The following is a 12,907-nucleotide window of genomic DNA, read 5'->3' as shown; positions in this document are numbered from 1 at the left end:
TGCTATTCCAAATAGACTTTTTCGATTTCAAGCGAAAACGACTCCTTTGTTTTATTCCCGATCAGTATCGCGATTTCTTCCATCGTATCACCACCAAAATTAGGTTTGTTCAATCGATTTCCCCGGAAACTCGGATAAAAGGACGCCAGGGATAGTGAAATCGTCTCCCACTCGCCAGAAGTCTCAAAGCTATTGATGTAGGAATACCGTGTATCCCGATCTGCCTTTACTCGAAACTGATATGATTTTCCATCGCCTTTCAATCGAAGTTTTACGGTTTTATAGTTCGAAACATCCTTCGTCTTAAAACCATAGCGTACCGAAGAAAATCCGCCATTATTTTCAGTACGCACCGTACCGGAATATAGCGCGTTTCCTGCTGACGTGCTATTGAAAGACCCTTCGGACAATCCACCCATTACCCCATCATCGACCACGTACCAATTTTTAACGACTTCGTCATTACTAAAATCACAGATAATCAAGGAAGTTTCTTGGTACATAAAACTTAGCGTTAGGATGAGTAGAATTGCTTTCATCATATTGTTTAATCAAAATTAAATAATATTAAACAAAAATAAAGCGCTTTAACGAAACCTTATTACTTATTGCTGGATTATATGGAATTCCTGAAGTTCGATATGCTCAACAAATCTGATGGTAAAAAAATATAGGAGTACGAATTTGTAGAGGTCAGGGGGAATAATCAATACGAATTTTGAATAGGCTCTGATCAGTATTCAAAGGAAAGCAGAATAGGATATGCTACGGTGTATGCAACGGGGTCAGGGGATTGTCGTTCTAACCGTCTTTATCGTCTTTCTCCAGCTTATCGGCTTTCCAAATGCCCTTGGCCACTACTTTGCCATCGGCACCATAGAAAGCGCCTTGGCCATCGCGCTTATCATTTTTCCATTGGCCTACGTATTTTTCCTTGTTGGGCCAATAGTAGGTACCCAGCCCATTTCTCATGTCGTTGGCATAGCTCCCCTCGTAATGCTGCCCATCGGCCCAATAGAAAATACCCCTTCCGGAGCGTTGATTGTTCTTCCATTCGCCCTCGTATCGGCTTCCCGTATCCAATATCGCGATACCCGTACCATTGGCCTGACCGTTCTTTACCTGCCCTACGTAGTGCAACAAATTTCCTTTCTTGCTCTTGAAAGTAAGATATTCCCCAAAAGATTTCAGTTGTAATTGCCTTCGCAAATTGTTTAATTCAACTTTTGCCTTTTCTAATGCGAAACTTAGTGAATCAGCTTGACGTACACCCAGTTTTCCAGCGGTATTCGGTACTGCTAAGGTATCTCGGTCGTCGGGAACTCCGCTTGAATTGAAATTTGCTCCCCTATTTAACTGTTTCATTTTCTCGGCTACGGCAATGCGCAAAGGAAGAATCGATTTGCCGTCCTGTATCGCACCTAAATTTTCAGAATACGATTGCAAAGCCTGATTGTAATCGCCATCGATCAGCATAGAGTCGACCTGAAAAACGGCCTCGTAATCCGTTATTTTCGTCGTCAATGAGTCTTGTACTTCTCTATTTTTATCCACTTTTTGCTGTAGCGATCTAGTTTTGAACATCAATACCAAAACGGCAACAGCGGCCAGCACGAAAAGGAGGTAAGGAATGAAAGTTCTTTTTTTCATGGCTTTGCTTTTACAAGATTAGGCCGTTTGCATATTAATCGTCGAGATGTATTTCCGGCAACTTGTTTCGTACCTTTCTAAAATCAGGGGAATAATACATATGAAAACGCATTGTCCAACTTTGTTTGTAGTTGCCACCGTTGGCTAAATCCTGACCCTGAGAATACATTAAGCCTGCCGCGAAAGTCAACCTTGGGGTCGCGATATAGCCCAGAGTAGTTGTGAGTCGAAGATCTTCCATTGGACTTGCGACCACTGCCTTTCCACTTTGCATGATCAATTCCGCCTCTGGCGAAAGATAAAAGACTTTTGGCTTTAATTTGTGTGCATTCAATGGAATTTTGGCCCGAAACATATACCGCCATCGGTTTCTATAAATGTATTCACTATTCTCGGCGAATCCCTGTGTCCATCGATGTTCAATACGAATACGATGGTAAAGCATCGCACTGTATAAGGGCATGGCAAACTGATACTGGTGCCAAATACGCCATTCGGGAACCACATTTCGGTCTTCGGAGGCTTCATCGGTATTGAAATTGATTCGCACTACCCCACCAAGACTAAAATTTATTTTTTTGTTGTAAATATAGGCAAGTGCGTGCCTGTTGTAAACTTGGGCGATTTGCCCGATAAATGGTGTTGCTTCGGTTTCTTGAAATCGAAAATGTGTTTGCGCATCCCAAAAAAAGCGCTTGGCGACACGTATTTTCCCATAGGTATTGAACCAGACTTTGGTGGTCGGGTCTTTATAATTCGATTCCAAAGGAAGTACTTCCCTTTCCTCTTCCTGAGACCAAGCGGTACCGAACATGCCCAAAAGAAGGTACACTAAAGAGATATAGACCGATGTACTTCTTCTCATTTCTCGGCTGCTTTGGATGTAAATTCCTCGATTAGTCTTAGTATTTCCGAGGGTTCTTTCGCTCTCCGGAGTTTTCGTTCAAGTTTTTTCGTATCCTGTTCACGAAGTGCTACTACCATTTCGTTTGCGCGGCCTATCCCGTTCGAGATATTTTCAACATTGTCGCAAGATAGATCTGTGGCAATGCGCTCTAAAAAAGACGGTATAAGAATTTTGGTATGTGCGTTGATAATCCGCTTTTTAACCGTCTCCTCCATTAGGGTCGCCATAAACGGATTCCAAATGTTATCGGTGTAAAGCGAATCGATCGCCTCTGTTTCACTAGGAAGACCGCCTAAGGTGTTTGACAAGGCCATCAATGAGGTCATACAGACATCCAAAGTATTACCATATACCAACTTTTGGTCCATATTTTCCATACCGGCATAGCTGCTCAGAGCGCTATCGGCAAAACCTTTTATGTTCTCCAAGGCCTTGTGATAGGAAGATGGAAGGGTTTTCTGTAAAGAATCGATACGGCGCACCAAGGAATCATTTTTGGCAATCAAATCTACTTCGAGCGAGTTCAACGCCAGAATAGACTCTTCGGAAGTCAATTGATCGGACAAGGACGCTTCTATCGCCTCCATACTCATTTTGGCATAAGCGGCTAGCTGCCCTACCGAATCGAGGTCGTTGCCCTCAAAATCGAAAGTTTCGGTGTTGTCCAACGCAAAGGTCCTGTCGGCCTGCAAGCTATCCCCCTTCACCTCAATTCGTTTTTCGGGTTTTCCATTGGACCAAATCTCCGCCAACACATCGGAAAGGCCCAAATAAGGCACGATACTATCTTTCTGAGCAGCAATTAGCGATCTTAATGGTTCGAGGAAGTCCTTTTTGATTGCCGATGCGACGCTGTAGAAGTAACGCACTTCGGGGTCGGTACGCTTCACAATGTTCAGATGGCTGTTGTTTAGTAGATTATTTGCAATGAGATCGGCAGCCTCAAAATCGCTAACAACGGTGCTGAGTTGCGCAGATTCCAAAGAATCCAAGGGCTTGTAAGGTACTTTCACTCTGTACTGAATTCCGAAACCTGAACTGCCCATTTCAGACAAAATATCCTCCAATTTGTTGTAGTAGCTTTCGTTTCTTGTCAATAAACCTGCAATTCCCTTCTTGGGATTAAGAGAACTGCCACTAGCCTTTACTGCGGAAGCCACTATCTTAATATAGTTTTTATCAAGCATAATGGTTTGTAAGGGCTGCGGAGAGTTTTCAAATACCGGAATCTCATTTGATGCTCCATCGGAGACGATAACGATGCGTTGTAAAAGGCCCTCGTTAAAAAACCAGGTTTCCGTTTCGGAGACCGAATTTACCGCAAAGGACGACCATTCGTCATGGGCCTGACCGTTTCGTAGAAAACGCCCGACCAGGACGACGCTATCGCTTGCAATCTTAAAATTTTGCTGCGGCACCCCAGCATCGAAAGTCATCTCACTTTTGAACAATACACTTTCGACTTCAGAAGCCTTTATCTTATTCACCTCATAAACCCAATCGCCATCGGGCGCACCGTCCGAAAGGGAACCACTTCCCTCCTCTTGAATACCGCTGACCAGCACACGGTATTCAAAATCGACCAACTTCGAATTTCTGTCGGATTGAAATGAATTGAATTGAAAGCGCCATGGACCAGTGGCAACGCCTTTGTCAAAATCGCCTGCGATGATGAAAGAGGTATCGCGTTTTTGGAGCACCGTTTCCAAGCTGGACTTTTGATAACGAAAATCCCCATCGTAAATGGTATCGCCGCCCACAATGAGATAATCGAAATCCGCATTGCCCGAATACGGTCCGATTTGAAGCGAACCATTAAAATGCTGCCTTTCCTGACCATGGCCAGACAGCGTTAAGAGCAGCACAGGCAAACAAAGAATAAGGTATTTTTTGGCCCACCGAATCATCCCGCAAAAAAAGTAAATTTTAGCAAGGTTTGCGAAGAATAAGTGAGAAAAGTTAAAAAAATGTATCAATTCACTTAAAACATCGCTTTATCGTCCGGTGTTTCAAAAGAAATCGGTCAAAGCCACTACACCATTATAGGAAATGACGCAGGAAAAGAAAAATGCCGCGAACAAACCAATATTCAGCCAAATACTCGCTTTGTACTCGCGCATCAACTTTTTGCTGTTGATGAGTAGGATGATCCCCAATATCACCAAGGGCAGCACGAAAACATTGAATACCTGCGACACAATCTGCATCTCAATGGGGTTGGCACCGAACACGGGAACGATCAAAGCGAACAGGCAAGCGACGGCCGTTATGACCTTAAACTGTTTGGAAGTCGTGTCTAGCTCCCCCGATTGATAGTCGGCCACTAAAATCGGAGCAATCAGCAAGCAGGGAAAAATCGAGGACAACCCTGCGCTCAATGTTCCGAAAAAGAAGAGGGTCAATGCGAATTTACCGGCCACGGGTTCCAAGGTATTGACCATATCCAATACTTTGGTTACCGGTTGCCCTTGATGAAAAAGTGCGCCGCAGGCCACCGCCATTACCGAAGCGCTGATGAGAAAGACCAGACAAGCCGCTATGATCGAATCCTTCTTTTGTTGTGCGAGATTCTTAATGGTCCAACCCTTGCCTTTAACAAATAAAGGACGTGATAAGAATGTAGCCGCCGCCATCGTCGTACCCACAAAGGCCGCTACCATCATTTGACCGCCTTCCACCTTTGGAATAGAAGGTACTAATCCTTTTGCAACCTCAATGGGCAGCGGATACACCATAAAGAGCGAAATAACAAAGGAGAGCCCCATGATACTAACAAAGACAACGAGAATTTTTTCAAAGAAGGCGTATTTTCCTATCAATAAGAATCGGTAAAAAACCACGATGATGACAATGGCTATGGTCAGCACGACTTCATATTGATAGCCGACCAAAGCGGGAAAATAAATTAGGAAAATCTCGTAGATGATGTTGGCGGATATCCCCAAAATACCCATGAGAGAATTCCATTGCCCGAAAGAAATACCGACAATGATCAGAATGGCGATCAATTTCCCCCATTTCAGATGCTTTTTAAAAGCATAAAGCGCGGTTTCGCCGGTAACCAGGGCATAGTTTCCATAGGCGAACATAAGCAGTCCGGAAAAGATGCAGCTTAAGAGTAGCACCCATAACAATTGCATGCCGTAGGTACTTCCGGCAACGATCATCGACGTTACACTGCCGGTACCAATGGTATACCCGATGGCGAAGATACCGGGGCCGAAAGCCAAAACCAAGGCCAACAATTTTTTCCAAATCGATGAGTTGGCCTGTTTGTCCATCTTTATTTATTCAATCGCTGAATCATGGCCAAAGTATCGCGAACCGTATTTGTCAATCCGCTGTAGTCTTTGTTGGCCAACACTTCTTTGCTGATAAGCCGAGAACCCATACCCACACAGGTTACCCCTGCATCAAACCATCCTTTCAAGTTGCTCTCCTCGGTGGTTACCCCGCCTGTTGGCATGACACTTGTCCATGGCTGGGGACCTTTAATCGCTTTAACAAAACCAGGGCCATAGGTAGACCCGGGAAACAATTTCACGATTTCACAGCCCATTTCCTCTGCCTTATTTATTTCCGTTAACGAACCGCAACCCGGAGACCACAGTACTTTCCTTCGATTGCAAGCGATGGCAATATCTTCCCTCAAAGAAGGGGTGACTATAAAATTGGCTCCCATTTGCATGAACATCGATGCGGCACCCGCATCGGTAATCGAACCAACCCCCATAATCATTCCAGGCAATTCTTTGATGGCGAACTTATTCAGTTCCAGAAACACCTCGAAGGCAAAATCACCCCTCGCCGTAAATTCCAATAGCCGCGCTCCACCATCGTAGCAAGCTTTCAGTACGTTTTTTCCCAGTTCGATATCCGGATGATAAAATAGAGGAACCATTCCGGTTTCCTTCATCACTGTTACTACTTCTATTCTTGAAAATTGTGCCATAAGCCCATCATAAATCCTTCCCCAAGGGAAGGACTTTATTATTTAGTTTTTATTGAAGCCGTCTTGAGTTCATTCACACAGTTTGCAGTATTCATCAATTTATTTGACAAACCACATTGCAAATGTGATATATCGTCCGCCTTCGGAGGGGTCAGAGAAGGCTTACCTAGCCACCCTTCCGGAAGCATCGCCGCCCATCAATTTTTCAACCTCTGATACGGTAACCAAGTTCGCATCTCCTTTTATAGTGTGTTTTAAACAAGAAGCGGCTACCGCAAAATCCAATGCGTTTTGATCATCCTCCGGATATTTCAATAAACCATAGATCAGGCCGCCCATAAAGGAGTCACCACCACCCACTCTATCGACGATATCGGTGATTTGATATTGCCGTGTTTCGTACATTTTGGAGCCGTCCCATAATACACCTGCCCAAGTATTGTGCGATGCGGAAATGGAACCTCTTAAGGTCGTAATTACTTTTTTGGCCTTGGGGAATTTTTTCATCATCTGTTTGCACACCGATAGAAAAGCCTCTGCCTTGACGTCGTGACCATCTTTGTGAACGTCCAAGCCTTCAGGGTGAATTCCGAAATGTTTCTCGGCATCCTCTTCGTTTCCGAGTATGATATCGCAATAGGAGGTTAGTTCCGTCATTATTTTTTCCCTGTCACCGCCATAGGTCCACAATTTGGCCCGATAGTTCAAATCCGTTGAAATCGTAATGCCTTTTTTATCAGCTGCCTTTACCGCCTCTAAGCAAACATCGGCAGCTCCTTGGGAGATGGCCGGGGTGATACCCGTCCAATGAAACCATTCTACGCCATCAAAAACCGCATCCCAATCGATCATTCCCGGTTCTATTTCCGCAATAGCGGAGTGGGCACGGTCATAAACAACCTTTGAGCCACGGGATACTGCGCCGGTTTCCAGAAAATAGATACCCAAACGGTCGCCGCCATAAACAATTTTGTCTACGCCTACACCTCTTTTGCGCATTTCCATCATAGCACATTCCCCAATATCATTTTTGGGCAAACGTGTTACGAAATCTACCGGAACACCATAATTGGCCAAAGAGACCGCTACGTTAGACTCCCCGCCACCATAGACCACGTCGAAGGAGCTGGCTTGTGAAAAACGTAAAAATCCCGGGGGTGATAAACGGAGCATGATTTCACCAAATGTCACTACTTTTTTCATTTACAATTGAATTAAATTAACAATGTTCTTTCTAACTGCCGAAGCTCATTCGCGAGGGCGGCACTGCTTTGGCCGTGGGAAAGTAATAAAATTATGTACTAGTATCCTAGGTATCGGATATTAAATCCCCAAACCTTGTCCACCGCCTACCTGAATCGTTTCAGCGGTCATGAACAGGGCGTCGTCGCCTGCCAGAAAAGAAACTACCGCCGCTACATCTTCGGGCTGTCCCAATCTACCTAAGAGGATATTGTTTTTCCATGAGGCGAAAACTTCGGGTTTTGTAGATTTGATTTGTGAATGAAAAGGCGTGTCGATAGTACCCGGCGATACGGCGTTTACGCGAATCCCGTATTCGGCGAGGTCTTTAGCTAAGGCCCTGGTAATCGCATGGACTCCTGCTTTTGATGTTCCGTAAATTCCGGCACCGGGACCCCCGGCGTTCCACCCTGCAATGGACGTGTAATTGATGATGGTCGCATTCTTCCCTTTTTTCAGATAAGGAATCGCCGCCCTTGAGGCGAAAAACGTAGAGTCGAGGTTCAATGCCATGACCGATCGATAGAATTCCGTGGTCATTTCTTCGAATCTGGATCTTCCACCCAAACCTCCTGCGTTGTTGACAAGCACATCTATTTTTCCGTGCTTTTCCCCAATTTTCTTGATGTTGGAACTTACCGCCTCTTCATCCGTCACATCAAAACCATAATATTCCGCTGTGATGCCTTCCGCGCTAAGCTCTGCTACCCGCTTCGCTCCCTCATCGTCTTGTATACCGTTCAAAACAACGGTATATCCTTCCTTTCCCAATCGTTTCGCAACTTCAAAACCGATACCTCCCGTTGCTCCTGTTATTACAGCTACTCTTCCTTTTTGACTCATTTTATTTAATTATTAATCTGATTATACTGATTCAACCTCTACAGGCCTTATTCTTTTTATTAATGTGTATATGGACAATACTGCCAAAGGCGCCAATATCGCTATTACGATAAACGCCGGGGTGTAGGACACTTGCGCAATCATCGGAATCAATGAATTCATGATGATTACCGAAACCGCAGCTACCGTTCCCGCCAAACCTGCCAAGGTGCCTACAGAAGGGCCACTGAACAAATCGCTTGATAAGGTCTGGATATTCCCAATGGCAAACTGGAAGCCGAAAAGTACTACCGCTACAATATAGATAAAGGTCATGGGATTGTTCTCGGTTACCAAGAAAATAATACCTAGCAAGCCCAAGAAAATCAAAGCCCCTCCGATGGATATCGTAATTTTCCTTGCCGCATCGACCGTTTTTGTCTCCATCAGTTTGCCACAATACCAACCTCCGATAATACTTCCTGCCATGCCGCCTAAATAGGAAATCCAGATCGTAGAACCTATTTCCTCGATACTGAACCCGAATTTGGAATTTAAATAGAGTGGCATCCAACCAACAAAAAGCCACCAAATCGGTTCGATAAAAAATCGGGACATGAGTACGCCCCATGACTCCTTATAGCTTAATATTTGAAGAAGCGACAATCCTTTTTCCTTTTCATCTTCGCCGGAAGGCTTGATTTGATCCGCCAATATCATCTTTCGTTCCTCTTCGGTTATCCAGGAATGTTTGCCCGGTTTGGCCTTGTTGATGAACAACCAGGGAATGACCCAAAGCAATCCCGCAGCCCCTAAGATAATGAAGGTAGTGCGCCAACCGAATTGGGAATACAACACCGCGATAAGGGCCGGTGCGATAACACTCCCTAAGGAGGCCCCTGCATTGAAAATGCCCTGCGCGATGGCTCGCTCCTTAATCGGAAACCACTCTCCATTGCTCTTTACGGCTCCTGGCCAGTTGCCCGCCTCACCAAGACCCAGTAATGCCCTGACGATACTTAGCGAGACCAAGCCCTTTGCAAAGGCATGAAATACCGCCGCAAGCGACCATACTACAATCGACACCACGAAACCCATTCGCGTACCGATCATGTCATATAGTTTTCCGGAGAGAAATTTACCAGCTGCATAGGTAATCATGAAGACGTTCAGCATCACGGCATAGTCCGATTCATCCATACCCAAATCCTTGCCCATTTCGGGCCACATAACCCCAAAGGCCGTACGATCGATATAATTGATTACGGTAGCCAGGCATATTAATGCAATGATCCACCATCTTAATCCTTTAACCTTCATGTATTGTTATTTTGGTTGGTGTTCGTATAAATCAAATAGTTGTTCTAGTATTTGGCTCTATTGCAACTGGACCCGATTCCCCAGACGAGCTATTTTGAGTTTCCTGTCAAGATTGAGTGTACAGTTATTTCATGGTAAATCATTCATATCGATGTTCTTACTTGAATCGGTTACACATTTTTAATCCGTCAGATTGTAACAGTATTGATATAAAGTCTTGAAATGCACCTTCATTTTTGCTTTCGCCAATTGTGGATCTTGTTCCTTTATGGCGTGAAAGATATCTTTGTGTTCTTCAATACCTCTAAAGGCCATATTCTTGTCGCAAACATGGTATTTTTCAAAGTTGGTAATGATTTCGGGTGTAATGATCAACATAAAGGTATTCATGGTACTGTTACCGCTTGCTTTGGCAATGGCCAGATGAAAGAGCAGATCTTCCTGAACCGCATCTTGGTTATTGAGTACTTTTTCGGTGTATGCATTCAAGGCCTCCTCCATTTGTTTTAAATCCTCATCGGTTCTTCGCATTGCTGCCAGTCGTACTGTTTTTAGCTCAAGTAGAATCCTTGTTTCCACCAAGGACTTGAAATCAGGTTCCTCCAAACGCAAAATATCCTCAATCATACCGTTCATGGCCACTTGCCCGATATCGGCAACAAAGGTTCCACTTTGTGGCTTTGAAACTAATAGGCCGTAAAACTCCAATTTATGTATCGCTTCGCGCACGTTACTGCGGCTTACTTCAAATTTTTCAGAGAGCATTCGTTCCGAGGGAAGCTTATCACCAGGTTCAAGATTTTTATAGTTCATCAAATCCCTGATTTTGGAAATAATTTCGTTTTGAATTTCTTGATTCTCGCTTCTTGTGAGGATTTCTATTTTCATAGGCTTTACTAGAATTGTTTAAAACTGGTTGACCAGATTGGTCTGTTAAAATTAGCCAATTAAATCGGTCCTAAAAAAATTAAGCCTGTCCCAATCGTCTATAAAAGGTACAATATCGTCCTAGATTCGAGCATTTCTACCGGCCCGTCAAGCGGACCGGTAAAATGCCACAAAAACTAACTCGAACAATACAGTGAACTATCTTAAAAAGGCTCATCTGTAATTTTAACGTTATAGGTGGGTAATTTAATGTTTAACCTCTAAGTCATAAAATTTAACTTTCGCAAAAGCCTCTTGATCCGTTGTTTGCAAATAATTTCCCGCCTTAAAATAGTTTTCAAAAACGCCCCATTTTAAAATGTGTATGTCCTCAAAAGTTTTAGAATCGCTTTCGTTCAATATCACTTCCATTTTTCCTTCGGATACTTTTATTTCAATAGTGAACTTATCAAAGTCAACCTTATCGGAAAAAGTATAACTCTCCCCATCCTCCCAGGCATCCGTATACAATATTTCTGTATCGGAAGCATTTAAGTTTTTTAAAGCCTTTGTTAAGACCCTTACATACCCATCCTGCCAATAGATTTTCAACATGGGTGGTGCATTATTATCACTTTCGCCGATTAAATCCCGTTGTTCATTAGTCAATCGACCATGTATTTGCATAACCATTGTTCTATGATAGTCGCCGTCATTATCTTTTGAAATTTCTGCTAGAGCAAGCGTTCCCTTCATAGATCCTCCCTGTCCAAAAGTCCAGTTGGTCGAATTGCTACCCGGGTTCATTTGTTCCCTTAATTCAGTTCTGGAGTACGATGAATTGGTTGTCGTAGCCCCAGGATACGCATAGAAAACCAGTGCCCCGTTAATTGAATCATTGAACATAAATGGTTTCAAAACGTCATTGGTAGCATAATTCAATATTTCTGGTGGCTCTACTTCAATTGGTTTTCCATTTACTGAAATAGGTAAGGTCACTTTCCAATTATTTAAATCAATTTCCGGAAGATTAAATGATGTTTGCTCTTCCTCCTCAACTTGATCTTCCGGATCAACTTGTTCTTCTTCTATTTCTTCAACTTCTACATCAATATTATCGCTACTGCAAGAATATGCCATTGTAAAAAGAACGAAGACCAACCCAAGCCTAAAATTTAGTTGATTTATCAAAATCCCGTATGTGTATTTTTTCCCTGCCATATTCATTCCTTAACATTAATGTTCTACATGAAGCTCATAAAGCTTTACCTTGGCAAAGGATCCCGCATCCCTTGACTGAAAATAATTCCCAACCTTAAAGTAGTTTTCAAAAACCCCCCATCTTTTTATGCTTGGGTTATCATAAACAAAAAATTCATTTTTATTGAGCGACACTACCATTTTTCCTTCTGTAACCTTTACCTCAATCGTAAATTTCATAAAGCCCACGTCTTGTTCAAAGGTTTTTCCATTATCATCGGTCCATGCCTCCTTTTGAAGTATTCCTACTTGATTGACACCCGCATATTTTAAAACCTTCGTTTTTACCCGTATTTTCCCATTATGCCAATAGATTTTTAGCATAGGCGGTGCATTATTATCTTTTTGCCCTATCAATTTACGTTGTTCGTCGGTTAATCGACCGTGAATCTGTGCAACAATAACCTTGTGGGACGTACCATCATCAGTTCTTGAAACTTCCTCCATGGCCATTTTTGCTGTTAAAATTCCACCTTGGGCAAATGTCCAGTTCACGTTATCGTTTCCAGGCTCCATCTGTTCCCTGAGTTCGGTACGTGAATATTTCGTATTCGCAGTGGTTGCATTAGTTGGGTAAGCAAGAAAAACCAGTGCCCCGGAAACTGAATCATTAAACATAAAGGGTTTTAAAGCTTCATTGTTTCCATAATCAAGAATTTCAGGGGGTGATATACTTAGTGCACCTCCTTTGCCCTTACCTTCGGGAATTGTAACCTTCCAATGGCTTAAATCTATATCGGGTAATTTTACCTTTCTTTTTTTCTTCTTTTTACCGCTCTTAATTTGCAAATCTTTGGCACCACTGCTCCTTTCCTGGCAAGTGGCACCAAGCGTAAGAAATAAAACTAAAAAAATCGCAGTATATTTTTTTGAGAACACGTTCATCC

At 43.2% G+C, this 12,907-nt stretch carries 12 protein-coding genes; all 12 read right to left on the bottom strand.

The window, feature by feature from the left end; genetic code table 11:
• Positions 1-2 precede the first annotated feature (2 nt).
• Positions 3-542: a CIA30 family protein gene (locus FGM00_RS07360; RefSeq protein WP_317130267.1), complete on the bottom strand. Its 540-nt coding sequence runs from the start codon at positions 540-542 to the stop codon at positions 3-5.
• Between the two features lie 259 nt (positions 543-801).
• Positions 802-1,650, bottom strand: coding sequence for an MORN repeat-containing protein (locus FGM00_RS07355; RefSeq protein WP_138852274.1), 849 nt, complete (start codon positions 1,648-1,650; stop codon positions 802-804).
• A 34-nt stretch (positions 1,651-1,684) separates the two neighbouring features.
• Positions 1,685-2,515 (bottom strand): DUF2490 domain-containing protein, encoded by an 831-nt coding sequence (locus FGM00_RS07350; RefSeq protein ID WP_138852273.1) that lies wholly within the window; start codon positions 2,513-2,515, stop codon positions 1,685-1,687.
• On the bottom strand, positions 2,512-4,464 hold the full coding sequence (locus FGM00_RS07345) for a hypothetical protein (RefSeq protein WP_138852272.1): 1,953 nt from the start codon (positions 4,462-4,464) through the stop codon (positions 2,512-2,514). Before FGM00_RS07345 ends, FGM00_RS07350 begins: the two co-directional genes overlap by 4 nt.
• A gap of 102 nt (positions 4,465-4,566) precedes the next feature.
• A complete protein-coding gene (locus FGM00_RS07340; RefSeq protein ID WP_138852271.1) occupies positions 4,567-5,838 on the bottom strand; it encodes an Nramp family divalent metal transporter in 1,272 nt (423 codons plus the stop codon).
• A gap of 2 nt (positions 5,839-5,840) precedes the next feature.
• Positions 5,841-6,509 (bottom strand): bifunctional 4-hydroxy-2-oxoglutarate aldolase/2-dehydro-3-deoxy-phosphogluconate aldolase, encoded by a 669-nt coding sequence (locus FGM00_RS07335; RefSeq protein WP_138852270.1) that lies wholly within the window; start codon positions 6,507-6,509, stop codon positions 5,841-5,843.
• Between the two features lie 162 nt (positions 6,510-6,671).
• Positions 6,672-7,712, bottom strand: coding sequence for a sugar kinase (locus FGM00_RS07330; protein ID WP_138852269.1), 1,041 nt, complete (start codon positions 7,710-7,712; stop codon positions 6,672-6,674).
• 120 nt (positions 7,713-7,832) lie between these two features.
• Positions 7,833-8,594 carry an SDR family NAD(P)-dependent oxidoreductase gene (locus FGM00_RS07325; protein ID WP_138852268.1) on the bottom strand — a complete coding sequence of 254 codons (762 nt, stop codon included), beginning with the start codon at positions 8,592-8,594 and terminating at the stop codon, positions 7,833-7,835.
• A gap of 21 nt (positions 8,595-8,615) precedes the next feature.
• Positions 8,616-9,893, bottom strand: a complete 1,278-nt coding sequence (locus FGM00_RS07320; RefSeq protein ID WP_138852267.1) for an MFS transporter — start codon at positions 9,891-9,893, stop codon at positions 8,616-8,618.
• A gap of 180 nt (positions 9,894-10,073) precedes the next feature.
• The gene (locus tag FGM00_RS07315) at positions 10,074-10,781 is read right to left on the bottom strand and encodes a FadR/GntR family transcriptional regulator (RefSeq protein ID WP_138852266.1); all 708 of its coding nucleotides are present in this window, start codon (positions 10,779-10,781) and stop codon (positions 10,074-10,076) included.
• A 246-nt stretch (positions 10,782-11,027) separates the two neighbouring features.
• Complete coding sequence (locus tag FGM00_RS07310) at positions 11,028-11,981, bottom strand: polysaccharide lyase family 7 protein (RefSeq protein WP_236262961.1); 954 nt, start codon at positions 11,979-11,981, stop codon at positions 11,028-11,030.
• A gap of 15 nt (positions 11,982-11,996) precedes the next feature.
• Entirely contained in the window at positions 11,997-12,905 is a 909-nt protein-coding gene (locus tag FGM00_RS07305) for a polysaccharide lyase family 7 protein (protein ID WP_138852265.1), read from the bottom strand.
• Positions 12,906-12,907 lie beyond the last annotated feature (2 nt).

This window comes from Aggregatimonas sangjinii (genome assembly GCF_005943945.1).
GTDB lineage: Bacteria > Bacteroidota > Bacteroidia > Flavobacteriales > Flavobacteriaceae > Pelagihabitans > Pelagihabitans sangjinii.
This window is presented reverse-complemented; position numbering and strand designations above follow the sequence as displayed.